This window comes from Acidovorax benzenivorans (assembly GCF_028680575.1).
Lineage (GTDB): Bacteria > Pseudomonadota > Gammaproteobacteria > Burkholderiales > Burkholderiaceae_C > Acidovorax > Acidovorax benzenivorans.
Window position 1 is genome coordinate 23,900 of record NZ_JAPCKI010000023.1, and the last position, 24,254, is coordinate 48,153.

Here is a 24,254-nt window from a genome sequence, read left to right on the forward strand (position 1 = left end):
GAAGGGTTACGGGGTTCTTGGTCCAGGGGGCGAAGCGAAAGCTGCTTGGTGTTCCTGAGTGCGGCGCGAGGCAGTGCCTCCCAGGCGCAGTGTGTGATGCAGCAAGGCGGGACCCAGGTAGCACTCACCGTCAATCAGCTGCAGCAGAAGATCCACCGCTGCACGTCCAATCTCAGCGGTGGGCTGCACCACTGTGGTCAGCACAGGGCTCAGCAATTCCCCCATATGCACACCATCAAAGCCTGCAAGACTGATGTCGTCCGGGACACGCAACCCCAGGTCACGCAGGTCGCGGATGACCGTCATGGCCAGTTGGTCGTTGGAGCAGAAAAGCGCTGTGGGCGGCGAACGCCGATCTAGTAGGTCTTGAAGTTCTCTGCGCGTGTCGCAGGTGGTGAACGGCAACTCCAAAGGCGGGCTCCAGGGAAGGCCTGCAGCGCTCATGGCCGCTTGGTAACCCAGAAACCGCTGAAGCGATCGATCAGACTGCTGGAACTGCCCTGCAAGCATGTGTACGCGCTGGTGATCCAGAGACAGAAGGTGCTCCACCATCTTCTTGCCTGCCAGAAAATTATCGACACTGACGAAGGGGCGCGCAGCCAGAGATGGAGACGTCACTCCAGGCTGGTTGAACACCAACACATAGGGAACGCCTTCGGCATCGAGCTTGTCGAGCACCGAGCTGTGGGCCGCGTCTGCCACTGTGAGGATCAGTCCATCCACACGTTGCTGCAGCAGGCGCTCGCTGGCTCGTTCCTCTGCATCGACCTGGTATCCCGTCGCGCTCACGGCGATCACCTGTTGTTGCGACTGCGCTTGCGCCTCGATACCCTGCAGACACTCGGCGAATACCGGGTGATTGAGCGTAGGCAACATCACTCCGAGGGTGCATGTGCGGGTAGTGCGCAGGTTTCGACCCATGAGGTTGGGACGGAAACCCAGTCGCCTGGCCACGGCCAGGACGTTCGCCGAGGTTGTGCCGTGCACCGGGCCACTGGCGTTGAGCGCTCGCGATACGGTCGCCACAGAAACTCCAGCGGCAGCGGCAACCTCCTTGATGGTCGGGGCCTTCGCGAAGGCGCTGTCACCTGACGGTCTGGGGTTCGGCATGCCGTAATGCAATCGTTGTGAAAACGTTTACATCATTGGCGCCCTCCGTGACACGGCTGTGACGTCGGCTATGGGTTTCGGTGATCTACAAATGGACAGATCACTACTGGGCGCAACCTAGGCTGAAAAATCTGGACGCTAGAAACTTCGCCCTTCGAGCTTGATCCCCGGTGCCAAGTCATTCGCGCTCACTGCGGCGACGGGGAATGTCATCAAGCAGCGGCAGTCTCCTTGGAGACCGCTGCAGAGTGCTAGAGACCCGTCCTGGCAGGAGTCCGGTATGAACGGCTTGGAAGAATCGTTGCTCAAACAACTGGTGCGCAGCCGAATTCCAGGTCAGGCTTCAGAGATCGACAGATCGCTGAGGCACATAGCGGCGGGAAATCCTCTCGGTTCTGAGTCCAGCTTGGAGTGCCTCGTGGCGCGGATGGGCGCAAGAAGCGAGCGGTCCCAACTCAGATGTGCGCAAGATCGCGCAGATCGCCTCGGAGTTCGCTCCGATGCGCGACTCTCGCTTGCAAGCTGACCAGAAACTCAATTCTGCGTTGCAGCGAAAGCAGGACATGTTCAGCTTGTCGCTCTCGATCAGATACGGGTGCCAGGGTCCAAAGCAGGGGAGGGTAACTCCAAAGCGCCAACTCCGGCTGAGACGGCCAGGCAGGGTGCTCTCTGGCCGTCTGCTCATCCAGTGAAATGACGTAGTCCATGCGGGGGGAGCCTGCCGCCTTGAAAAGATCCCAACTCTTGGGTTTCAGCTGCGCGATCGGCATCCCGGCTCTATACAGCACCTCCAGCGCGATAGGACTGACCGCGTGGGCCAGCCTTCCGGGAACGCCGCAGGAAAACGCGTTCAGGTGGCCTTTGGCCACATGCCGAAGACACGCCTCTGCAAGCTGACTACGAAGTGCGTTCTCCACCGAGATAAATAGAACATTGGCAACCTGGCGCATAGGCAGACCTCTGAGTAAATCGCCGCACGCGAAGTTTCCTGACTGCAAGCGATTGGACTTTGGCACATAGGGCCAAGTCTTTCACATCTCGGAAATTTGCGTTGCGATTGACAAGCAATAGCCATACCCGATCTCCTGGCGGTCAAGGCGGAGTTGGCTACAGCAGCGCTGGGCCTCCTGACTAGATATCCATAGCACTAAGTATTTTTGGACTTCAACCGAAGTCATTGCGACTGCTGTGGACTGCACGAATGAATAGAGTGCAGACTGCGGAAAAGATTTGGGAGGAAAGGCGCACTCATTGCGTACCCTGCCTCCAAACCCTATCTGGGTACCCACTCAATCAGGAATGACCTCGAAGACGATGAACTGATTGGCTTGCGTATTTGCCGTGAAATTGTTGTCTGCCGCCAGCACGATGGTTCGGTGGCCGTTTGGCAATGTCTTTCCCCAGGTGATGGCCTCAATGTTGTCAAGCTTCACACCTTGGTAGTTGATGGGCATCTCCAGCAGCAGTTTGCGAGTCATGGGCGTATGGGTCGCCGCGCCCGCAAGGCTCGCCATGTTGGACACATTAGTCGTGCTATCGGTGATCTCGGTCAGGACAAGGCGGATGGTGTTCCCGATACCAGAAGCAAAGGCTCGCTCCACCGCGATGAACTTCTTGTTGCCAATGGCCAAGAAATCCGACAAGCCATTGTCCGGGCCGAAGGGAGCTCCGGCAGGCGCATCTACGGGAATCTTCGGTAGCTGGTAGGCGTACTGCGCATTGGCCGATCCGGTTGCTGGATCCAGGGCCGTCACGCGTACGACACTGCCAGCCTGTACGGTCGTGAGCGGTCCATCCTGGATCAGCGCGTCTTCATTGGCAACGAATACCGTGCCGTCGGGCGCCACGGTCAGGGCCTCGAAGAGCTTGTTGCTGCGTGCGCCCGTTGTGGTGGTGTCTGCGTAGTTGTAGATTGTCGGCAGCTTGAACTCTCGCACGAACTTGCCCGACGTGGTCATTTCCCGAACGAAGGGCTGGAACAACGTTGTGACCGTAGTGCCCCAGTTGCCCTCGGACGACCAGTACAAGTTGCCGTTGGGCGCTAGGCGGATGGCCTCCGGGTCCACCGTGCGCGCTGATGCGGGGAAAGAGGTTCCGTCCTCGCGCTGCATAAAGGTCTGGCGATTGACCTTGACGGTCACTGGACCAGTAGCGGCGTAGTCGATGGACAGGTTGTAAAAGCGGGGCGTGCCGCGTTCTCCGCCCCGGTCGTCCGAGATAGCCCAGTAGCTTCCGTCAGAGGCTTGATCCAGTCCCGAGATACCGCCAAGCTCCACGCCCTCGAAAAGGGTTCCAGTGGGGATGGACGCTGCCCCGACCAACTTGAGCGACGCGACGCGGGATTCACTGGCGTTGTCATCGTCATTGCCGCCGCAAGCAACCAGCGCGGCCGTCAGTGCGGCCAGAGTAAAACCGGTGGCTAAGCGGCGCCAGAAGGAGTTGAGTGCGAAGTCCATGCTGAATGTCTTTCTGCTGTAGTGAAGAAAGCACGGGAGCATGGGCGGTGACTGCGTCAAGGGCGTGACATGCCGGGCATAGAGCGACCGTCGCGACCAATATCTAGAGGGCGGCTTCAGGCTGATCTAAGTCATTCACAGTCCAGCGTCTGAACGACAGCAAGTGCCAACACCGGTCGTTAGGTGCACCCGTGCCGCACGATCGACGTGACGCATGTGGAGATTTTGTAATAGTGCGGGGGGTAAGGTGAGCCGGTTCGTTGTCGGAGGCTAGGTCCGTTGGCGATTTTCAACTACCGCATGAGCGAGTTCGCGGTTAACTCGAAGTGCTCCTGCATGTTCGACTCCGCCGCATGGCCATCTTCCCCAAAGACCAGTTGTGTCACATTGAAGCCACGGGCGGTCATCTGGGATAGCTTTCGGTAACGTGTTCTGGACAACCCCGCATAGAGGCAGGCGCGGCGCTCGCCGATGGCCAACTGCTCGACCAATCGGGCGGCCGCCTCACGCCTAGCCCCGGGGTCAGGGCTTTACCTCGAAGCCACCTTCAACGCCTCGATGTTCAGATGGGCCTCGGCCAGCAGCTTTTTTAGCTTGGCGTTCTCTGATTCGATCTCGCGCATCCTGGTAGCCTCCCTGATCAGCATGTCGCCGACCTTGGCGCGCCGCTTGTAGAAGGTGGCGTCACTGAAGCAGCCCCGCCAGCAAGGCTCCTTCACCGCCGTCCCACCATCGGCCTGCTGGAGAAATCCGATGATCTATTCGCCGGTGAATTTGCTCTTCTGCATGTCCGTTTTTCCCCTAAAGACGGGCTCAGCATACTTTCACATGGCGCGCAATATAGGGGACAAGTCAAATCGCTCCAGCCCTGGCGATGCATACAGTTTGCCTTTTCGGAGTGGCTAGACTGGAAGTGAGGCCTGCTGGCGACTCAAGCATCGGCCGTGAAACCGATGGATTTGACGATGGGGCCCCAACGCTCCAGATCGGCCTTCAAGGCTGCCGCGAGTTCTTCAGACGAAGAGGCACGGACTTCGAGGCCCATGGCGGCGAGTCCGTCCACCACTTCTTTCGCCCCAAGCGCCGTGCGGATTTCAGCGTTGGCCTGGTTGACCACTGCCGCGCTGGCCTTGCCGGGCAGGAAGAAGCCGTGCCATTCGCCGTAGACCAGCGACTTGTATCCTTGCTCAGCCAGGGTGGCAACTTGCGGGACGAACTTGCTGCGCGTGGCGCCGCTGGTCGCCAGGATGCGCAGCTTGCCGCCGGGCAGATGGGGCAGAAATTCGCCCACGGGCGCGGACACGGCGGCAATCTGTCCGCCCACCAGGTCCATGATGGCTGGCTGCGTACCACGGAAGCCGATGTGGCGAAGGTCCACCTTGCCCGCACGTCCGATCAGTACGCCGACGAAGTGGGGGACGGAACCGGGCGCGGGAGAGCCGAAGTTCGCCTGTGTCGGATTGGCATTGCACCAGGCCAGGAACTCAGGGACTGTGGTGACGGAGGCGGGAACCAGGGGGCCCACGGCAAAACCCATGTCCACCTGCACGGCCGTCGAGACTGGCGTCAGATCCACCAGCGGGTCGTAGGGCAGCTTCTTGTAGGTATGGGGGTAGATGCCGAGCATCGACATCGGCGTCACCAGCAGGGTGCTGCCATCGGCGGGCGATGCCTTCAGTGCGGAGATCGCGATTTGCCCGCCAGCACCCGGGCGGTTGTCAACGATGACCGCCTTGGCATAGGTGCCGGTAAGGCGAGCGGCGACTCGGCGGGCTTCCGTGTCGATCGTTCCGCCGGGGGCAAAGCCGGCAATGATCTTGGCGCTCTCCAGCGTGTTTGCGCGGGCCGCGAAAGGTACGGCGGTGGCGGCCAGGCCCCATGCCATCTGCGAGATGAGTTGTCGACGTGTTTGCATTGGATATGTCTCCTTGTGTTGATCTTTGAGTGGCAAGGGCTCAGCCCTTCTTGCTCTTTCTGGCGTCGGCAAGGTTCTGCTTGAAGCGGTCGGGCACGCGCTCGTCGAATCCCAGCGCCACGCGTCGGACCTCTGCCGTATCGGTGGGTTGATGCCCCACGCCCAGGGCGCTGGCGCGGGGAGCAGCAATTTCCACCACCGTTCCGGCCACGCGGCCCAGACCGGTGATCTCGCACTCGACGACATCGCCGGGGTCTACGGACCGCGAGTGGCAAGGGGTTCCCATCAGGATCACGTCGCCCGCCACCAGCGTGATGTGGCGCGCCAGATCGGCGATCACGTAGTGGGGACCCCAGATGGTTTCGTCGCCGATGTGGGCCTCCTGCACGACCAGGCCGTTCACATACGTCCGCAGGGTCTGCTCAAACAGGTTGACCCCACGCACCAGTCCGGGGCCGATGGGTAACAACGTGTCCGCACCCTTCACGCGCAGCATCGAGCCCTGGTCGGTATCGCGAAAGTTCTGCAGGCCCATGTCGAGCGCGGGGCAGAAACCCTCGATGTAATCCCACGCCTCGTCGGGCGTGACATTGCGGCAGGTCTTGCCAATCACCACTGCATATTCGCCTTCGTAGTTCAGGTACTGGCAATCGGCTGGCTTGAGGATTTGCCCGCCATGCCCGTTCAGCGACGTGGGCGGTTTGGTGAAATACGTAGGGGACTCTGTTGGCTTGCTTTTCTGGCGTGTTTCGTAGCTGCGCGAGCTGTACGAGATATGTACGGCAATGATCTTGCTGGGGTTGACGGGTGGCAGGTAGGTCAGCGTCTGGGCGTCCAGCACCCGGCCGTCGTCCAGCTGCAAGCGGCCAGCGTCAGCGCCACCCTCGATCAGGGTTCCCCAGAATGCGCTGCCGCCCACCAGAGCGCGACGGCGCTCCACCCGGGGGCCGCGCATGACAGCGGGGAGCTCAGAGATGGGAAACTCGAAATTCATGGTGCTCAATCTGTCGGAGGTGTTGAAGGGTCTCGATGCATCAGGCGGCAGCAAGCTGGCCCGCAGCGCCGGAGTTGCCCTGGCTGGCTGTCTCGGAGACATCGAACCAGACGTGGATGTTTCCGGTGCCGCGTGCGTTTTCGTAGGCTGAAAGGGGCTCGCCTTTGGCCCGGCAGGTCGCACCGCCCATGGCTCCGAGCATCTGCAGGTAGTGCGCTCCAAACGCTTCCCATGGCTTGCGACGGTAGTCGTCGTCCCAGCGCGCGAGGATCTCGTCGTGGCGCCCCTGGCGCATGAGTTCAATGGCCGCCTTGTCGCTTTCAATGTTCTCGGGACGAGACACATTGCTTTCGTGGAAGATGCGCGGGTGGTTCGGGCGCCAATCAATGCCGTTGAACTTGTGGCTCAGCGCTCCTGAGGCGAGCAGCACCACATTGAGGTCGCTGCGGCGAATGGCTTCGCCGATGTCTTCGCCCGATTGGAGGAACTGAGGCCACTCGCAGTTCTGGCAGGAGCTGACGGTCAGCACCGGGGTCTTGCTCAGTTCCAGGTGCAGGTGCTTGACCAGGTTGATCGTTGCGTACTGCTTTCCCAGTTCTGGATGGCGGATGTTGCGCACGTAACCTTTCCGTTCCCGCGAAACAGCCTCCACCTGGACGGCGAGGTCAGGGCAGCCCAGGTAGCTGTAGGGAACGCCATGCAGATACCAAGGCATTTCGTCTGAGATATAGCTACCTTCGAACTTCTCGCCCCCATCCACCAGGTGGTAACCGGTGGTGAACCAGTGCGAATCGAAGATCAGGATTGCATCTGGCTTGGCGGCCTTGATTCGTTCCCGAAGGCAGGCATAGCCCGATATCAGATCGGAGTCCGAACCCGCGCCTTGCAACACGCGAAACTCTTCGCACTGCATCAAGCCAGGGTGGTGGGAAACAATGGCAGCGCCGAGAATTTTGCCCATAGGAGTACCTTTGTGTGATTAGTCAGATGAGAGGATGGGCCGACTCAGCGGTGGCTGAAACTGGCCTTGAAGGGCTTCTTAGGCACTACGATGTCCTTGACATCGCAGAAGAACTCGAAGCTCCACTCGCCGCCTTCCCGGCCCACCCCTGAGCGCTTGATGCCGCCAAACGGCGCCGCCAGATCGCGGATGCCGAAGCTGTTGACCCAGATGAAGCCGGTGCGCACTCGCCCGGCCACGGCCACGGCGTGTCCCTGCTCGCCGTAGCAAACGCCCCCGAGGCCGTAGTCGGTGCTGTTCGCCATCTCGATGGCTTCTTCGTCGGAGCTGAATGTCTGCAGCGTGAGCACCGGCCCGAACACCTCGTTCTGCACGATCTCGTCGTCCTGACGCAGGTCGGTCAGCATGGTGGGCTGGTAGTACTGCGCGCCGAATGGATGGCGAGCACCTCCCCACAGCACGCGCGCCCCCCCGGCCACGGCCCGCTCCACAAACGCGCCGACACGTTCCAACTGCCGGGGATGAATCAGCGGCCCCACTTCTGTCGCTTCTTCGCGCGGGTCGCCAATGTTGAGCTTCTCCACATGGCCGCGCAGAGCCTCGATGTAGCGGTCGGCGATCTTCTGATGCACCAGGAAGCGGGTACCTGCGAGGCACACCTGGCCAGCGTTTCGGTACATGAGAGCCCCGGTGGCTGCAGCGCTGTCGATATCGGCGTCTTCCAGCACTATGAAGGCGCTTTTGCCGCCCAGCTCCAGACTGCAAGGCACCAAGTTGGCACCTGCGGCCCCGGCGATCCACTTGGCGGTCGGCACCGAGCCCGTGAACGAGATACGGGCAAGGCGCGGGTCGCTGACCAGCTTGGCGCCGGTCTTTGCACCGCTTCCCTGTACCACGTTGAAAACGCCGGGGGGCAGGCCCGCAGCGTGGGCGGCATCGGCCAGCAGCGAACAAGTCAAGGGTGCCCACTCTGGTGGCTTGAGCACACAGGTGTTGCCTGACGCCAGGGCAGGCCCCAGCTTCCAGGTGGACAGCATGAGCGGTGCGTTCCAAGGGGTGATGATGGCGACGACCCCCGCAGGGTCGTGACGAACCAGGTGGGTGGCTTGCTCCGTTTCCAGCGTGCGGTCTTGCAGCCCCAGCGCATGTTCTGCAAACCACTTGATGTTGAGCATGGCGCGTGGGACCACGCCGTGGCGCATGCGCGAGAGGAGAACCCCCGCGTCGTTGCTTTCCAACTGGCACAAGGCGTCTGCGCGCTTGCCGATTTCTTCAGCAAACCGGTCCAGATAGGGCTTGCGGCCCTTGGCGCCCAACGTTGCCCAGGCTGGAAATGCACGTTGCGCTGCCTGGATCGCTTGGGCCACATGCTCGGCAAGTCCTTCCGACACGTGGCCCAGCACGTGCTGGTCAATCGGGCAATGCAGCTCGAAGGTTTCGGTGGAACCTATTCTTTGGCCATCGATGTAGTGGTCTGGTGACACGGGGATGCCGGCCACGATCAGGGGTGCGCTATTCATTGGGATTCCCATCCGGGTTGGAAAAAAGAGAAGACGATCAGGGCAGCAACTTGCCGGGGTTGAGCAAGCCATGCGGATCGAGCGCGCTCTTGATGCGGCGCATCAGGTCGAGCTCCACCGGTGACTTGTAGCGAGCCGACTCGTCGCGCCGGAGCACGCCCAACCCGTGCTCCGCAGAGATGGAGCCGCCACGCGCATGCACGGCGTCGTGAACCAATCGATTCATCGCCGACTCAAGGGCCAGAAAATCGGCGGGGGAGTCGCCTTCGGCAGGAGACAGGTTGTAGTGCAGGTTTCCGTCGCCCAAATGGCCAAAGACAACAAGGCGGACCCCACTGGACTGCGCCCGGATGGCCGCATCCGTTGACTCGATGAATTCAGCAATGCGCGACGCAGGCAATGCAATGTCATGCTTAATGGTTTTGCCTTCAGCGCCTTGTGCCTCGGAGATGTTCTCGCGCAACGCCCACAGGGCCTGCAACTGCGACAAGCTGGAAGACAGCGCTGCGTCCGTGATCAGGGACTGGTCGAACGCAGCCTCCAGCAGCGACTCCATGCTGGATGTGGCCTGCGCGTCATCCAGCTCCCCTGAAAGCTCCATCAGCACGTACCACGGACTGCGTTCTTCGAACGGAATACGGCTTCCCGGAACATGCTTCTCGACCAGTTGAAGGCTGGTGCCGCTCATCAACTCGAAAGCGGTGAGCATGGCACCCAAGCGTGCCTGCGCAAAGGTCAGCAGCTCGACCGCTTGTGCGGGTGCAGGCACCGCCACGCATGCAACAACCTGGGACCTGGGCTGGGGGAAGAGCTTCAGGGTCGCTCCGGTGATGATGCCGAGCGTGCCTTCGCTACCGATGTACAGGTCGCGCAGGTCATAGCCAGTGTTGTCCTTGCGCAGGCCTCGCAGACCGTCCCACAGCTCACCCTCCGCGGTCACCACCTCCAGCCCCAGGCAAAGCTCGCGCGCGTTGCCGTAGCGGAGCACCTGCACGCCCCCTGCGTTGCTGGCCAGGTTGCCGCCGATCGTGCAGCTCCCCTCGGCGGCCAGGCTCAGCGGGAACATCCGGCCTTGTGCCTGTGCGGCCTCCTGGAGCGCCAGCAGCGTGACGCCCGCATCGACGGTGATGGTGTTGTTCTGGAGATCGACGGAGCGGACGCTCTGGAGCCGGGAGAGCGACAGAACGACGGAGCGGCCCGAAGCGTCGGGCGTAGCCCCTCCGGACAATCCGGTGTTACCCCCTTGGGGTACCACCGGAATGCACCGCTCATGGCACCACCGCATGACGTGCGCTGCGTCCTGGGGGCCGTCGGGTTGCACTACGGCCAACGCAGTTCCCGTCCATTTGCCACGCCAGTCCGTGAGGAACGGCGCCATCTCTTCAGCCTCCGTGAAGAGGCGTCCGGAAAATGCGGCCCGCAGAGCGGCGTGCAGCTCAGTAGCCATTGCGCACCTCGGGGCTGGTAGGCACAAGGTCGTTGCGATAGCGTTGCAGCAAGGCCCGGGCGGCCTGCGAAAGCAGCGTCGTATCAACTCCGATGGCGACAAACTGTGCACCGACCGAGGTGTAGTGGCGCGCCAAGGCCTCATCGGTGCACAGGATGCCAGCGGCCTTGCCGTGCGAGCGGACGGTCTGGATGGCCTTCTCGATAGCGGCCTTGACCTCGGGGTGCGATGGCTGCCCAAGATAGCCCATGGAAGCGGACAGATCGGCAGGGCCGATGAACACGCCGTCCACCCCTTCGACCTGCGCAATGGCATCCAGCTGCACGAGGGCATCCGCCGTCTCGACCTGGACCAGCAGGCAGATCCGGTCATTGGCCTCGTGCAGATAGTTGGGATAACGGCTCCAGCGGGAGGACCGGGCCAGGCCGCTGCCCACACCGCGAATGCCCTGCGGCGGATAGCGCATGGCAGATGCCAGCGCGCTTGCGGCTTCTGCGGTCTCCACCATCGGGACCAGCAGGGTGCGTGCGCCGATCTCCAGCACTTGTTTGATGAGCGCGGGACCGCCGTGCGGAATGCGCACCACCGCTTCCGTGTCGTAGGGCTCCGCCGCCTGAAGTGCGCCCAGCATGGAACGCAGGTCGTTCGGGCCGTGCTCTCCGTCGATCAGCAGCCAGTCGTAACCGAGCCCTGCGCACACCTCCGTCGCATAGGGGTCTGCGAGACCGAGCCACAGGCCTGCAAGCTGGCGACTCGCCTGGAGCGCGTCCTTGAACGTATTGCGTGGCGTCTGGGTCATAAAAACCTCGCAGAGATCGAGCCCAGGGAACCGTAGTCCGCGTGGAACACATCGCCCACGGCACACGCGACAGGTCTCGTGAAAGAGCCACCCAGGACGATTTCACCGGCTGCGAGCGATTGCCCATAGGGCGCGAGCCGGTTGGCCAGCCATGCGACACCGTTGGCGGGGTGGTTGAGCACGGCCGCCCCGAGGCCAGACTCTTCAATCACTCCGTTCTTAAACAACAGGGCGCCGGCCCAACGCCAGTCCACTTCGTTCGGGCGCATGGGGCGGCCACCCAGGATGATTGCGCCATTGGCTGCGTTGTCCGCAATCGTGTCCAGCACCTTGCGCGGCGCGCGCGTGTGCCGGTCGAATTGCTCGATGCGCGCATCAATGAGCTCCAGCGCCGGGACAACATAGTCGGTCGCGTTGAGAACATCGAACATGGTGATGCCCGGCCCTTTGAGGGGTTTGGACAGGATGAACGCGAATTCCACCTCCAAGCGAGGCAGGATGAAGCGGTCAGTACGAATCTCCGATCCGTCAGCGATCAGCATGTCGTCAAGCAGAGTCCCATAGTCAGGCTCCGTGATCTGGGACGAGATCTGCATGGCCCGGGAGGTCAACCCGATCTTGTGGCCAATGACTTTGCGGCCGTCCTGTTTGCACAGTGCCATCCAGGCGCTCTGGATGGCATAGCTGTCTTCGATATCCATGGTGGGTTGAAGACGCGAGAAGTGTTCAAGCTGGATGCGCGTACGCTGAGACTCGTGCAGCTGACGCGCCAGCGCGGTATGCAATGCGGGGCTGAGATTCACGGTATGGGCCTGGTCGGTGCTGATGGCAGGCCCGGAGTATCTGGCTGCGAATTGCGATTGACAATCGACAAATAATGGTGAATTAATAAGTAAAAATGGCTAATTGATTTGACCTGGTGCAAGGCGCAAGCTGCAAAATTCACGCATGGCTCTCACGCGGTTCACCCTCAGGCAGTTCGAAGCCTTCTCAAGCGTTGCTGAAATGCGCAGCTTTGCAGCTGCGAGCGAACAGATGGGGTTGTCTTCATCAGCAGTCAGTCAACTCGTTGCTGAGCTCGAGTCCACCATTGGTTTTCGCGTGTTTGATCGCAATACAAGACGTGTAGAGCTGTCCAGTGCTGGTAGAGACTTTCTCGGCTCGGTCAAATCAGTGCTGAGACACGTTCACATGGCCGAATCAGCGGCTTCTGACGTCAGAAACAGAGCCTCCGGCGTCGTGCGTATCGGCGCGCCCCTGGTGCTCGCGGGGGCCATTCTTCCTGCCGCAATCAAAGCCTTCTGCGAGACCCGTCCGAAGGTCGTCATTCGTGTCAGGGATACCCCTGTTGATGACCTTTTGGATCGCGTCGCCAGCGGTGATTTGGACTTGGCTGTGGGGCCGGATCGCAGCGGCATCGAACACGTTGAGACCATTCCCGTCTTTGACAGTCCGTGGGTACTGTGGTGCTCGCCTGCGCATCCTTTGGCGCAGCGCAAGTCCCTGAAATGGGCTGATTTGCGCAATGCTCACATCGTTGCTGCGGGGCGAGACCATGAGCGAAGCGTTGCGCAAATGCGCCTTAATGCCCCTGAAGGCTCGCGAGTGCTTCCAGTGGACGTGGTTGACAACGTCTCCACCGCCCTAGGCATTGCAGCCCAAGGTCTGGCGGCGACGTTGGCTCCGGCCTACATCTCCGTCATGGCAATGCCGTTGGGCCTGGTCATGCGGCGAGTCAAAGACCCGGAAGCGATTCGGCAGGTCTGCATTTATCGGTCCACGGTGCGCGCCGCCCCTCCGGCGGCGGAAGCGTTTGCCGAGTTTCTCAAGGAGTGGCTTCAGCAGTGGCAAGTCGATCAAGTTCGGCGGACACGGGCTCCACGGGCAACTGCGCGATAACCTGTCCGGTCCCTGAGGCCACAAATATGGCGTGACTAGGTTTGCGTGCGCCTTGTAGTTCCCCCAGCCCAGAGCACCCAGAAGCATCGCCGTGTCGTGCATCCATCCCTCGTCAGTGCAAGCTTTGGCATAGCTCGGGAGCATCGCCGTGAACTCCGCCCAGCGGCCCGCCTGCCACAGCTCCAAGGTACGCAAGTCGCACTGCCGATTGAATTCGTCGCTGATCTCGTAAGGCCGGTTTAGAACGTCCTGGTTGTCGTGAATCCGATGGGATAGCGAGCCGCTGGCGATCAATGCGCCATGGTTTCCTGCCACGCAATGGCCTGCGCCAACACTTCGTAGAGCACCTCGTGGATGTCGTCATGGTTGGCGTGCGATGTCAGAACGAGCGAGGCCTGGTTCAGGTCAAATGCGGCCTGCGGCGGGTTCACCTGTACCGACGCCATCGGACGGATCTCGCTTTCAGGCAGCTTCTTGCCGCCAAATATCACGCCCCAGATCTTGATGTCCTTGATGTGCGCGGGCTTGACGGCCAACGGGTTCTCTTCGAGCACCGTGAAGTCGGCCATCTTACCGGCCTCGATGCTGCCGACAATGTCTTCCATGCCAATCATGCGTGCCGCATCCAGCGTGACCATGCGCAAGGCCTGCTGGGCCGTGACGCGTTCCTCGGCTGCCATCACCTTTCCGCTTTGCCCGAAACGGTTGACGGCGACCCACATAGAGGTCAGAGGCAGCGGTGCGGCCACCGGCGTATCGTGGTGCAAACCGACCTTCATGCCGGCGTTGAGCATGGTGCGCAGGGGTGAGCTGCTGTGCGAGCGGTCGGTGCCGAAGTGTGGCGCATTGAACTCACCGCGCAGGTAGGGATACCAGCCGTTGACGCTGGCCTGTGCGCCCAGTGCGCCCAATTTTTCCGCCTCGGTCTGACCGAGGATGCCCACGTGTTCAACCGTGAAGCGGTGGTCAAAGCGCGGGTGCTCGGCCTGCAGCTTGGCCAACGTGTCCGCGACTGCTTTCTGGCTGTCCTGCCCGTTGGAGTGCACATGGATGCGAAAGCCTGCGTTCCACCAGGGCTCCATGTCGGCGGCGAGGCGCTCGGGTGGCGTCAGCCAGATGCCCTTGTGCCCGTCGACATAGCCCGGACTGCCAATCTGCATGCCCAGTGCAACGAAGGAGTCGTCGCTGAAGAACTTGGCGCCGCTGTAGCGGAACTTGTTGGTGTTGGACTTTTGCAGATCGCGGACATAGTCGATGTAGTTCGGCAAGGCCGCATAGGTGGCTGCGTTGATGACGGCATTGGTGCGCAAGGCCACATTGGGCCGTTGCAGGAATTCGGCCACCTTGCCTTCTTCGAGCTTGCGGTTGACGATGCCCCAGGCCAGGTCACCGTAGGAGGTGATGCCGCCACGGCGCATCAGGTCCGCCCCGCTTTGCAGCAAGGGCCCCAGGTTCTCCGGTGAAAGCATGGCACCAACGAGCGGCAGAAGGATGGGCAAGCTGGCGTTGTTGCCGATGAAGATTCCGGTGAAATCGCCATTGGCATCCAGTTCGACACCCGGCACCTTCTTGAAGGCTTCCGTGAGCTTGGCGCGCTGGAGCATGGCCGTGTTCAGGTAGCCGTTGTGCTCGGAAGCGTCCCAGACATAGATCGGCCGTGTGGTCGAAATTGCATCCAACTGTGCCTTGTCAAGGTGGCCGCCACTGGCCACGGCGTCGTAGCCCCAGGCCACCAGCACGTCGTTGGGATTCTTCATGTTGCGGTCGTATTCACGCAGGCGCTCGATCACCGCTTCCTTGGTCTTGAGCCCCTTCTTCGCCGGGCCATAGGGCATGACGGTGTCGTAATACGCGACATTGGGCAGCGAAGCGACGATGGCCATGGGCAGCACGTGCTGATGCGGATCGACGAAACCCGGCACCAGGACCTTGCCTTCAAAGCTGCGGTCGATCATGGTGGCGTGGCGATCAGTCCAGGGCTTGAGGTCCTCCAGCGTGCGGCCGACTGACACGATGCGCTCTCCCTGCACGGCCACGGCTGTACCTTCCGGCCAGCCGGGATTCATGGTGATGATCTTCTTGGCGGTGTACACCGTCACGGGTGCATCGGAGCCGCCCGGAACCTGGGCGCTGCCCATGGCGGCGCAGAGCGCGAGTGTTGCCGCGGAAATAAGTTGTTTTGTCTTCATTGGATGTCTCCTCTTATCATTTTTTATCGGGAACAGATTTGGAACGGGTGCGTTTCAGTGGGGGGGGGAAGATGTCTCTTTCTCAGGCTGTTGTCGTGAAGCGGCGCATGATGTTGGCGAACAGCAATCCACCCACGTACATCAGCACCCCATAGAGCACGCCTGGCACGGCCATGGCGTCCTGTTTGAGCACCGTGGTGGCAATCACCAAGGCCAGTGCGGCGTTTTGGATGGCGGTCTCGATGCCCAAAGTCACCGACTGGCGACGCGACAAACGTGCCAGCCAGGCAACGATGAATCCAATGGCCAGCATGGTCAGGTTCAGACCCAGGGCAAATGGCGCCAGGGTGGTGAAGTTGTCGCGCAACAAGGGCCAGTTCTTGATGATCGCCAGGACCAGAATGATCAGGAAAAGAACCGTCGCAATGCGGGTCGCCACGGGCTCACGGCGTTGCGTTGCGGCAGGCCACAGGTGGCGCAGCAGCATGCCTACGCCCACCGGCAAGGCGAGCATCATGAAGACCTGTCCCATCATCATGCGCACGGGCACCTCCACCGTCTGTTGCGTACCCATGAAATGGCCCAGCGACCAGGCCACGATGAAGGGCAGCGTGAAGATGGTCAGCACACTGGCCACGGCGGTAAAGCTCACGGCCAGCGCCACGTCACCGCGCGCAATGTAGGTCAGGATGTTCGAGGTCGCACCAGTTGGGCACGAGGCCACAATCATGAAACCGACCGCAAACGCACCGGTGATGCCGAAGGTCTGCACCATCAGGTAGCACACCAGCGGCAGCAACACGAAGTGGCAGCCCACGCCAACCAGCAGGGCGCGCGGCTGCGCCACGATGCGCCGGAAATCGGCCGGGGTAAGCCCCAGCCCGAGTGAAAGCATGATGAATGCCAGACTGGCCGGCAAGAAAATGGTAGAAACAATATCGCTTTGCATGGGGGTATCTCCTAAATAGTTATTGGTTTGTTAATCAAGTGAACTTCAAATTGAGTCCGGGAGGCGGTCAAAAAATCTTTCCCTGGTTCAAGATGTGCTTTGGATCGAGCGCCTGCTTCAGCGTGCGCATCAATGCGATTTCATTGGGGTTGCGGCTGATGGGCAACCAGGGCTTTTTCTCCAGGCCGATGCCATGTTCGGCCGACACCGAACCGGAAAACGCCCGAAGGCCCTCATAGACCAGGGCTTCAATCCGGGGCCGCAGAGCCAGGTAGTCCGGTGCGGGAACCTGGACGATCACGTGCAGATTGCCGTCGCCCAAATGCCCGAACACCCACAGCCGGTGTTCACCAATCTCCTGCGGCAGGGCCGCGCGTAGCCTGGCGACAAAGGCCTCCATTTCCACGATCGGCAAGGACACATCGAAGACCACCGGCGCGCCACCCACGGTGACTTGCATGACATCGTCGCGCAGCGCCCAGAACGCCTGCACATCGGCATCGGAGTGCGCGATGGCGGCGTCCGCGATCAGGCCGTGTTCCAGGGCCGTTTCCAGCGCCGCATTGAAACGCTGGCTGTCGGCTTCACGGTCTGCGCCCAGGCTTTCGACCAGCACGTAGTACGGAAAGCCTGCGTCAATAGGCGGCTGGCCCTTGGCCGGCGGAGTGCTGACCAGCTGGTAGAAAGACTGCCACATCACCTCGAAGGCCGACAGCGCGCCGCCCAAGGATCGGTCCATGTGCTTGAGCAGATTTGCCACCGCATCGAAACTCTCGACCGCGACCAGCGCCGCCTGGTGGCTTTGCGGTTTTTCACGCAGCCGCAGCACCAGCCGCGTAATGACACCCAAGGTGCCTTCCGAGCCGATGAACAGCTGCTTCAGGTCATAGCCGGTGTTGTTCTTGATCAGCCGGTTCATGGACGACACCACCGTGCCGTCGGCCAGCACGGCCTCCAGGCCCAGCACCATATCGCGCATCATTCCGTAGCGGATCACCCGGTTGCCGCCGGCATTGGTCGCGGCATTGCCCCCCAGCGTGGCCGAGCCGCGGGCCCCCAGGTCCAGCGGGAAGATCAGGTCATGGGCATCCACGGCCTCTTGCAGCGCTTGCAGCACCACACCCGCCTGCACCGTTGCCGTGCGCTGACGGACATCGATGTCTTCAATGCGGCGCATGGACTCCAGGGAAAGAATGACCTCTGCCGTGGATGCATCGGCACCGTGCACCAGGCCGGTCAGCCCGCCCTGCGTCACCACGCCAATGCCCTGCGCATGGCACCAGGCCAGCACCGTGGAAACCTCCTCGGTGGTGGACGGCCGCACCATGGCCTGTGCCGTCAGCGTGTCCGCACGGTGAGCGCCTGCGCTGCGCGTGGCCAGCGTCGTGGCGTCCAACACCGCGGTTTCGTCCACCAGCGCACGAAGAGATTCGACAATGTTCATACCGTCTCCTTGTGCGCCCGCTCAGGCCGCTTGAATGGTTTGCTCAACCGGGGCTGCCAGCAGTTCAGCCCGCTCGGCGGCGGCCTTCTGGGCAGCCGCCTCGCGCACATGGCCATAGCCGCGTATCGTTTGCGGCAAGGCAGCCAGCTTGAGCACTAGATCCAGCGGACGCTTGCCGGGCTGGGCCAGCAGGTCTTCGATGTCATGTTCGAATTCATCCAGAAGCCGGTGCGCCAGCTGGCGTTCGGCGTTGTTGCGAAACGGGTCCAACCATGATCCGCGCAGGCCGCGCAACGTGTTCATCAGTTTGAATACGCTCATCACCCAGGGGCCGAGCTCGGTCTTGCGCACCTTGCCCGTGACGGCGTCCTTCCGGGCGAAAGGCCAGGCTCCCAGATGGAAGTGGAGCTTGAAGTCACCTTCGAAGGTGCTTTGTAGCTGTTGCGCGAAGGCGTCCGAGGTGTAGAGCCGCGCCACCTCCCACTCGTCCTTGATGGCCAGCAGCTTGAAATAGCTGATCGCCACCGTCTGGGCCAAGCGCCCGTGAGCCTTCAAACGCGAGTCCAGCGCGGCCACCCGCTCGACCAGGCTGCGGTAGCGTTGGGCGTAGGCGACGCCGTCGTATTCGGCCAAAAACTTGGCATGGCGCGCGGTCAACTGCGCTAGTGTTTCGCGCTCCCGTGGCACGAACTTCACCACCGCAGTCGGGGTAGCCTGGTCGCGCACGGAGGCCAGGTCGGTGGCGGCGCGGCGGCCCCACAGGAACGCATTGCGGTTGAATTCCACCTGCGTGCCGTTGAGTTCAATGGCCCGGTCCAGCGCGGCCAGCGAGACCGGAATCCAGCCGCGCTGCCAGGCCGCGCCCAGCATGAACATATTGGCCGCCACGCTGTCGCCCAGCAGGGCCTTGGCCAGCTCGATGCCATTGGCCGCAAACACCGCGTCGCCACAGGCCGCCTGGATGTTTTTCAGCATGGCGTCGCCGTCCACCGACCAATCCGGGTTGCGCGAGAAATCCGAGGTTGGAATCACATCGGTGCAGACCACGGCGCGGGTGCGACCGCTCTGCATGCGGGACAAGGCTTCGTCACCGGCGGAAACGATCAGGTCGCAGCCGATCACGGTGTCGGCCTGGCCCGGTGCGATGCGCGTGGCGTGCAACTGGCTGGCGTCGGCCGCGATGTGCACGTGCGAGAGCACGGCACCGTATTTTTGCGACAGGCCGGTGATATCCAGGATCGAGCAGGCCAGGCCGTCGATGTGCGCGGCCATGCCCAGGATTTGCCCGATGGTGACCACGCCGGTGCCGCCGATGCCCGCCACCAGCACCGACATGCTGCGCGTGGGGCGTTGCACATCTGGCATGGGTGGCACGGGCAGGGCCGGCTGCGTGCCTGCGCCAGCCTTGACCGGCTTGCGCAGGGTGCCGCCGTGCACCGTGACGAAGCTGGGGCAAAAACCTTCCACGCAGGTGTAGTCCTTGTTGCAGCTGCTCTGGTTGATCTGGCGCTTGCGGCCCAGCGGTGTTTCCAGCGGTTCGATGGACAGGCAGTTGGAGGCCGTGCTGCAATCGCCGCAGCCTTCACACACCGCGGCGTTGATGAAGGAGCGCTTGGCCGGGTCGGCCCATTTGCCGCGCTTGCGCAGGCGGCGGCGTTCCGTGGCGCAAGGCTGTTCGTAGATCATCACGGTCACACCCTGGACCGTGCGCAGGTGCAGTTGCACCGCCTCCAGGTTGTCGCGGTGGTGCACCGAGACCTGGGGGCCAAACTGGCTGCCCTGGTATTTTTCAGGCTCGTCGCTGACCAGCGCAATTTCGCGCACGCCTTCGGCCAGCAGCTCGGCAATGGTCTGCGGAATGCCCAGGTCGCCGTCGATGGGCTGGCCCCCGGTCATCGACACAAAGCCATTGACCAGCAGCTTGTAGGTCATGTTGACCTTGCCGGCAATAGCCTGGCGGATGGCGAGGAAGCCGCTGTGGAAATAGGTGCCGTCGCCCATGTTGGCGAACACATGCGATTCGTCGGTGAAGGGCGACTGGCCCAGCCACATCACGCCTTCACCGCCCATCTGCGACACGGTGCCGGTCTTCTTGGGGTCGAGCAGCATGGCAATGGTGTGGCAGCCGATGCCGGCCAGCGCGCGCGAGCCGTCCACCACCTTGGTGGATCGGTTGTGCGGGCAGCCCGAACAGAAGCTGGCATTGCGTTGCGGCTGCGGCGGCTTCGGGCCGGGCAGGGTGATGGGCGCCAGACCGCAGGCCGGGTCCAGCTGGCGCAGCAGATCGGTCAGCACCTTGGCCACGATCAGCGGCGAAATCTCGGCGTTGTTGGGGAACACGCGCGCCGCCGTGCCGCCATAGGTGGGAGCGCCCGCGCTCTTGCCGATGACCTTTGGCGCGATTGGCAACCCCAGGTCGTAGAGGATGGACTTGATCTGGTCTTCGAGCAGGGGGCGCTTTTCTTCCACCACCACCAGCATCGCGGCGTCCTGTGCCGCTTCGCGGACGAACTCCGGGTCCAGCGGCCACAGCATGCCGACCTTGGCAATGCGTATGCCCATGGCGGCCAGTTGCGCGTCGTCCCAGCCCAGTTCCATGACGGCCTGCAACACATCTTGGTAGGCCTTGCCCGCCGCCACAATGGCCAGGCGCGGCTGGGCCGCAGCGTGCGTAACGCGGTTCAGGCCGTTGGCCCGTGCGTAGGCCATCACGGCGGCGAGCTTGTGGTTGTAGAGCCGGTCTTCGCCGATCAGGGGCATGTCGAAGGTGCGGATATTCAGGCTGGGTGCGCCAAACGGGTTGGGAGCCGGAAGCGACGGCACGGGCGGCAGGGTGATGGGCGGCCAATCGGGCGCCACGCGGATGGTGCCGCCGCCTTCGACCACATCGGTCACCACCTTCATGCCGACCCAACAGCCCGAAAAACGGGACATGGCAATGCCGTGCAGCCCGAAGTCCAGCAGTTCCTGGGTGTTCGACGGGTACAGCACCGGCATGCCGGTGGCTATGAACAGCTGGTCGGAGAAATTGGCGATGGTGGAGGACTTGGCGCCGTGGTCATCCCCGGCCAGGGCAATCACACCGCCCAGCGGCGAGGTGCCTGCGGTGTTTGCGTGGCGCAGCGCATCGACGCTGCGGTCCACCCCCGGACCCTTGCCGTACCAGATGCCAAAAACCCCGTCCACCCGCGCACCGGGGAAGTTGCCCACGTGCTGGGAGCCCCAGATGGCGGTGGCCGCCAGGTCCTCGTTCATGCCGGGCTGAAAGACGATGTTGTGTTCCTTCAACACGGCCTTGGCCTGCCATAGGTCCATGTCGTAGCGGCCTAGCGGGGAGCCGCGGTAGCCCGAGATGTAGCCGCCGGTGTTCTTGCCCTCGGCCGCGTCGCGCATGCGCTGCTGGATCGGCAGGCGCGCCAGGGCCTGGGTGCCCGATACAAAGATCCGGCCCTGCTGCTTGCGGTACTTATCGTCCAACTTCACGTCCGGGTTTGCCAGGGGCGTGTTGCTCGGCGCCGTTTCGGCGAGGGTTTGCTGCATGCCTTGTCTCCGTCTTTGTTATGGGTTACACGTTCCAAGAAATATCTCTGGTTCAACAAGGACGCTCAAGGTGCGCGCAGGACAGACGGTGTCCATTTCGGACAAAATGCGGCCTGCACCTGCGCCAGAAATTTGTGCAGGCCCCAGGTGTTGGAGGCAAAGAGAAAAAATGCGGACTGAAACTGCAGCTCACCCACGTGCACGTGCGCGCACCGGCAATGCCAATGCACACGCCGCTGCGTCCGAGTCGCACGTCTACTCCCCGGCCAAGCTCTACGCAGTGGTGCTGGCCATGCACGAATTCGGCGTCGCAGCGGCGGATGTGCTGGCGGATACGGGGCTGCGAGTCGATGACCTGACCAACCCGGATACGCTGACCTCGTCGGCACAGTACCTGACCGCCACGCGCCATGCCGCACGCTTACGTCCCGATACTGCGGCCGGCCTGCGTGCCGGGCAGCATCTGCATGCGTCCAGCATCGGCATGTTCGGCTACGCACTGCTCTGCGCTGTGTCGCTGCGCCATGCGTTTGACACCGGCGTGCGTTACCACCAGCTTGCCAACGCCACCATGCAGGTCGACTGGGTGCAGCAGGGCGCCGACGTCGTCTGGCAGTTCTCCAAAAACAGCAAGGTTGCGCTGGACCGCCTGAGCGCCGAGCACTACCGCTTTCTGGTGGATCTGCAGCTGGCCTGCCAGGTCACGATCACGCGCGACATCATGGGCGACTGGTGCGTCCCGGCACGGGTCCGGATGGAAGGTCCAGCCCCGTCGTATGTGCAGGAGATGGCCGCGGTGTTCAACTGCCCGGTGGAGTTTGACCAGGGGGTTAATGAGCTGCACTACCCGGCTGCCTGGCTGACGCTGGCACCGCCACTGGCAAACCCCATCGCCGCCGCCCAGGCGTCCAGAAGCTGCGCCGCGATGCTGGAGGACTTGCAGCGCAAGTCCGGCATCAGTAGCCTGGTCTACGGCGAACTGACGCGCACGCCGGGGCAGTTCCCCGACATCGAACAGGTCGCCAGCGCCTTGTGCATGACCTCACGTACCCTGCGCAGAAAGCTCGATGCTGAAAACGCCTCGTACAGCGACCTGTTCGACCAGGTGCGCCAGGCGTTGGCGATCGACTACCTGCACACCGGCTACCTGCACCACGACGATATCGCCGCCGCCCTGGGATTTTCGGACGTCACCAATTTCAGGCGGGCGTTCAAGCGCTGGACCGGCAAGACCCTGGGCGCTTATCAGCAAAGTGTGTTGGTCAATGGCAGCGCCACACGCCAGGCTTGACCGTGTCCGCTGCGTACATGCCTCGCCATCAGGCATCTGATACCTGTTAAGAGCGGCTAACAAAACCCTGTCTGTTGGCGCCGACCGGAAACTGAGCCAGTTTTGTAGGTAGGGGGTGCGGATCTACTTCGGCGCGGACACATTTGGGGCTTTTTCTTTGGAAAGTCCACTCAACTCGCAGAAATTCTGCAGGACTCGCCCTGTGCATAGGTGATTCCCGAATACCCAACGGACCGGGTTTCGTGCCCAATCATCTGGTCCTAAGAGCCTTGTCCGTTTTTCGGGATATTCATCACACTTCGCCAGCCTTTGCTTTGTATTGTTGTGGAGCGATGTTCTGGAGAACTCTGGCAAGGTTTCAGCCCGCCCTGTGCGGGCTTTTTTTCGTTTGTGAACCTTTCAAGGCGAGGCGCACTCGCGCTGCGAGGCGATGGCGGCGCGAGGCAGGCAACGCGGCAGAGCGTGATGGCATCGCCCGGTATGCTGGTGGTCAATGCATGCACGGAAGAAGAGGGGCTCCATGACGTACCACCGCACAGTGCCATCCCGCGAGCTCAGCTTGGCGTTTAACGATCTGGCCTTTTGTTATTTGCCTCGGGCTGAGGGCTTAGCGCCTTCGCATTGCGCCGACTTGTTGTGCACCGTCGATGCTTCCAGGTTTTTTGCCAACGGCGGTCACCACATCGTCTTTGCGCTCGATTGCGAGGGTGGGCAGGGCAGCTACAACCCCCACTGCGGGCCCATCTTCCGTTACGGCAAGAACCTGTGGTCGGCTGCGCGTGGTGTCATCGTTTTTGGCGATGGTGTGGTGATGGCCGAGGGATGGAACGGGACTGCCATGCCGACATTGGCCGCCATTGCCAACACCTCGGGTGCGGGCTTCGATCCGGTTCAGCACCCTGTGTTTACGCTGCGCATCACAGCGGGTTATCGGCGTGGGGCCTTTGCCAACAGCATGTGGGTTGAGATCCGCGCGGGTGGATCGGCAAAGAGCAGTTTGCTGTTTGCAGGAGGTATTGAGGGGGCTGAGTGGGGGTGGAATTGGATGGGAGGCTCCAAGGCCGCAATGGGTGGTATTGCTGCTGGTTTTGTGCCTCCAGCCGCCACGGGTTGCGTGGAAGAGTTGCTGCCACGCAGTGCGCCCCACGCTGTGTTGGTGATGTCCCGTTTCAAACTCAGGATACGTCGGCCAGTGGGCCTCCATGGCCACTGAGGAACAGCCCCGCAGTACCCTGAGTGGCCGTGAGTGAGCCGTCACCTTTGGACACGGGATCGGTGTCCGGCGCCTTCATCCCTCACTCGTCGATCGACGCACTCCAGCGGCTGCCCCAATCGCTTCCTTTGTTGCTCACCTTGTCGAGCTCGCGGCGGTCGCGTTTGGTAGGGCGGCCTTCTTGCAGTGTCGCTGCAGGCTCGGGTGCCAGGCGGCGCAGTTCTGCGGCTTTTTCGCGGGCGGCGATGCTATCGGGCGTTTCTTCGTACAGCTGCTGGGCCACGGGCGCTGGGCCACGGGCGCCGCTCAGGCCCAACACCCGCACCGTGCGGGCAACCGGCCCCTGTCGCAACGCCACCGTGTCGCCGCAGCGTAGGTCGCGCGCGGGTTTGGTCAGTTGGCCATTGACGGTGACGCGGCCCTTGCCGATCTCTTCGGTGGCGAGGCTGCGGGTTTTGTAAAAGCGGGCGCACCAGAGCCACTTGTCCAGCCGCATCGTCTCCAAGGTATTCATGGACGAGATTGTG

General features: G+C 62.2%; 19 protein-coding genes and 1 pseudogene. 3 read left to right on the top strand and 17 right to left on the bottom strand.

What is annotated here, in order from left to right; all coding sequences use genetic code 11:
• Positions 1–6: 6 nt before the first annotated feature.
• The 11 genes from OIN59_RS23765 to hpaH all read right to left on the bottom strand — a co-directional run bounded on the left by OIN59_RS23765 (position 7) and on the right by hpaH (position 12,005).
• Positions 7–1,122, bottom strand: coding sequence for a substrate-binding domain-containing protein (locus OIN59_RS23765; RefSeq protein ID WP_274114469.1), 1,116 nt, complete (start codon positions 1,120–1,122; stop codon positions 7–9).
• 443 nt (positions 1,123–1,565) lie between these two features.
• Positions 1,566–2,060: an arsenate reductase/protein-tyrosine-phosphatase family protein gene (locus tag OIN59_RS23770; RefSeq protein ID WP_274114471.1), complete on the bottom strand. Its 495-nt coding sequence runs from the start codon at positions 2,058–2,060 to the stop codon at positions 1,566–1,568.
• A 339-nt stretch (positions 2,061–2,399) separates the two neighbouring features.
• The gene (locus OIN59_RS23775; RefSeq protein WP_274114473.1) at positions 2,400–3,566 is read right to left on the bottom strand and encodes an esterase-like activity of phytase family protein; all 1,167 of its coding nucleotides are present in this window, start codon (positions 3,564–3,566) and stop codon (positions 2,400–2,402) included.
• Between the two features lie 530 nt (positions 3,567–4,096).
• A complete protein-coding gene (locus OIN59_RS23780) occupies positions 4,097–4,324 on the bottom strand; it encodes a transposase (RefSeq protein ID WP_328517993.1) in 228 nt (75 codons plus the stop codon).
• Between the two features lie 173 nt (positions 4,325–4,497).
• Entirely contained in the window at positions 4,498–5,481 is a 984-nt protein-coding gene (locus OIN59_RS23785; RefSeq protein WP_407655140.1) for a Bug family tripartite tricarboxylate transporter substrate binding protein, read from the bottom strand.
• Between the two features lie 40 nt (positions 5,482–5,521).
• Positions 5,522–6,475, bottom strand: a complete 954-nt coding sequence (locus OIN59_RS23790; protein WP_274114475.1) for a fumarylacetoacetate hydrolase family protein — start codon at positions 6,473–6,475, stop codon at positions 5,522–5,524.
• Between the two features lie 40 nt (positions 6,476–6,515).
• Positions 6,516–7,436: a DODA-type extradiol aromatic ring-opening family dioxygenase gene (locus tag OIN59_RS23795; protein WP_274114477.1), complete on the bottom strand. Its 921-nt coding sequence runs from the start codon at positions 7,434–7,436 to the stop codon at positions 6,516–6,518.
• 44 nt (positions 7,437–7,480) lie between these two features.
• Positions 7,481–8,956: an aldehyde dehydrogenase family protein gene (locus tag OIN59_RS23800; protein WP_274114479.1), complete on the bottom strand. Its 1,476-nt coding sequence runs from the start codon at positions 8,954–8,956 to the stop codon at positions 7,481–7,483.
• 37 nt (positions 8,957–8,993) lie between these two features.
• On the bottom strand, positions 8,994–10,403 hold the full coding sequence (locus tag OIN59_RS23805) for an FAD-binding oxidoreductase (protein ID WP_274114480.1): 1,410 nt from the start codon (positions 10,401–10,403) through the stop codon (positions 8,994–8,996).
• Positions 10,393–11,202, bottom strand: a complete 810-nt coding sequence (gene hpaI, locus OIN59_RS23810) for a 4-hydroxy-2-oxoheptanedioate aldolase (protein ID WP_274114482.1) — start codon at positions 11,200–11,202, stop codon at positions 10,393–10,395. Before hpaI ends, OIN59_RS23805 begins: the two co-directional genes overlap by 11 nt.
• Entirely contained in the window at positions 11,199–12,005 is an 807-nt protein-coding gene (gene hpaH, locus OIN59_RS23815) for a 2-oxo-hept-4-ene-1,7-dioate hydratase (RefSeq protein ID WP_274114484.1), read from the bottom strand. Before hpaH ends, hpaI begins: the two co-directional genes overlap by 4 nt.
• 145 nt (positions 12,006–12,150) lie before the next feature.
• Here hpaH and OIN59_RS23820 point away from each other — a divergent pair, with 145 nt between their 5' ends.
• Complete coding sequence (locus OIN59_RS23820) at positions 12,151–13,101, top strand: LysR family transcriptional regulator (protein WP_274114485.1); 951 nt, start codon at positions 12,151–12,153, stop codon at positions 13,099–13,101.
• A 93-nt stretch (positions 13,102–13,194) separates the two neighbouring features.
• Here OIN59_RS23820 and OIN59_RS25405 read toward each other — a convergent pair.
• From OIN59_RS25405 to OIN59_RS23840, 5 genes and pseudogenes are all read right to left on the bottom strand, one after another.
• Positions 13,195–13,416: pseudogene (locus OIN59_RS25405) on the bottom strand (DODA-type extradiol aromatic ring-opening family dioxygenase); the annotation flags it as partial.
• Positions 13,392–15,290 carry an amidohydrolase gene (locus OIN59_RS23825; RefSeq protein WP_274114487.1) on the bottom strand — a complete coding sequence of 633 codons (1,899 nt, stop codon included), beginning with the start codon at positions 15,288–15,290 and terminating at the stop codon, positions 13,392–13,394. The gene OIN59_RS23825 and the pseudogene OIN59_RS25405, both read right to left, overlap by 25 nt.
• 82 nt (positions 15,291–15,372) lie before the next feature.
• A complete protein-coding gene (locus OIN59_RS23830) occupies positions 15,373–16,239 on the bottom strand; it encodes a bile acid:sodium symporter family protein (RefSeq protein WP_274114489.1) in 867 nt (288 codons plus the stop codon).
• A gap of 67 nt (positions 16,240–16,306) precedes the next feature.
• Entirely contained in the window at positions 16,307–17,683 is a 1,377-nt protein-coding gene (locus OIN59_RS23835; RefSeq protein ID WP_274114491.1) for an FAD-binding oxidoreductase, read from the bottom strand.
• A gap of 21 nt (positions 17,684–17,704) precedes the next feature.
• Complete coding sequence (locus OIN59_RS23840; RefSeq protein ID WP_274114493.1) at positions 17,705–21,223, bottom strand: indolepyruvate ferredoxin oxidoreductase family protein; 3,519 nt, start codon at positions 21,221–21,223, stop codon at positions 17,705–17,707.
• A gap of 169 nt (positions 21,224–21,392) precedes the next feature.
• On the opposite strand from OIN59_RS23840, the gene OIN59_RS23845 reads away from it, so the two are divergent.
• Both OIN59_RS23845 and OIN59_RS23850 read left to right on the top strand, forming a co-directional pair.
• Positions 21,393–22,514, top strand: a complete 1,122-nt coding sequence (locus OIN59_RS23845; RefSeq protein WP_274114495.1) for an AraC family transcriptional regulator — start codon at positions 21,393–21,395, stop codon at positions 22,512–22,514.
• Positions 22,515–23,034: 520 nt separating this feature from the next.
• A complete protein-coding gene (locus OIN59_RS23850) occupies positions 23,035–23,727 on the top strand; it encodes a hypothetical protein (protein WP_274114497.1) in 693 nt (230 codons plus the stop codon).
• 82 nt (positions 23,728–23,809) lie between these two features.
• On the opposite strand, the gene OIN59_RS23855 is transcribed toward OIN59_RS23850, so the two are convergent.
• The gene (locus tag OIN59_RS23855; protein ID WP_274114499.1) at positions 23,810–24,241 is read right to left on the bottom strand and encodes an RNA-binding S4 domain-containing protein; all 432 of its coding nucleotides are present in this window, start codon (positions 24,239–24,241) and stop codon (positions 23,810–23,812) included.
• Positions 24,242–24,254 lie beyond the last annotated feature (13 nt).

Coding starts and splice junctions, on each gene's coding strand:
- OIN59_RS23795 (WP_274114477.1), bottom strand. CDS start 7,436: ATGGGCAAAATTCTCGGCGCTGCCATTGTTTCCCACCACCCTGGCTTG.
- OIN59_RS23805 (WP_274114480.1), bottom strand. CDS start 10,403: ATGGCTACTGAGCTGCACGCCGCTCTGCGGGCCGCATTTTCCGGACGC.
- OIN59_RS23785 (WP_407655140.1), bottom strand. CDS start 5,481: ATGCAAACACGTCGACAACTCATCTCGCAGATGGCATGGGGCCTGGCC.
- OIN59_RS23800 (WP_274114479.1), bottom strand. CDS start 8,956: ATGAATAGCGCACCCCTGATCGTGGCCGGCATCCCCGTGTCACCAGAC.
- OIN59_RS23840 (WP_274114493.1), bottom strand. CDS start 21,223: ATGCAGCAAACCCTCGCCGAAACGGCGCCGAGCAACACGCCCCTGGCA.
- OIN59_RS23820 (WP_274114485.1), top strand. CDS start 12,151: ATGGCTCTCACGCGGTTCACCCTCAGGCAGTTCGAAGCCTTCTCAAGC.
- OIN59_RS23790 (WP_274114475.1), bottom strand. CDS start 6,475: ATGAATTTCGAGTTTCCCATCTCTGAGCTCCCCGCTGTCATGCGCGGC.
- OIN59_RS23835 (WP_274114491.1), bottom strand. CDS start 17,683: ATGAACATTGTCGAATCTCTTCGTGCGCTGGTGGACGAAACCGCGGTG.
- OIN59_RS23845 (WP_274114495.1), top strand. CDS start 21,393: ATGCGGACTGAAACTGCAGCTCACCCACGTGCACGTGCGCGCACCGGC.
- OIN59_RS23770 (WP_274114471.1), bottom strand. CDS start 2,060: ATGCGCCAGGTTGCCAATGTTCTATTTATCTCGGTGGAGAACGCACTT.
- OIN59_RS23775 (WP_274114473.1), bottom strand. CDS start 3,566: ATGGACTTCGCACTCAACTCCTTCTGGCGCCGCTTAGCCACCGGTTTT.
- OIN59_RS23830 (WP_274114489.1), bottom strand. CDS start 16,239: ATGCAAAGCGATATTGTTTCTACCATTTTCTTGCCGGCCAGTCTGGCA.
- OIN59_RS23850 (WP_274114497.1), top strand. CDS start 23,035: ATGACGTACCACCGCACAGTGCCATCCCGCGAGCTCAGCTTGGCGTTT.
- hpaI (WP_274114482.1), bottom strand. CDS start 11,202: ATGACCCAGACGCCACGCAATACGTTCAAGGACGCGCTCCAGGCGAGT.
- OIN59_RS23825 (WP_274114487.1), bottom strand. CDS start 15,290: ATGAAGACAAAACAACTTATTTCCGCGGCAACACTCGCGCTCTGCGCC.
- OIN59_RS23855 (WP_274114499.1), bottom strand. CDS start 24,241: ATGAATACCTTGGAGACGATGCGGCTGGACAAGTGGCTCTGGTGCGCC.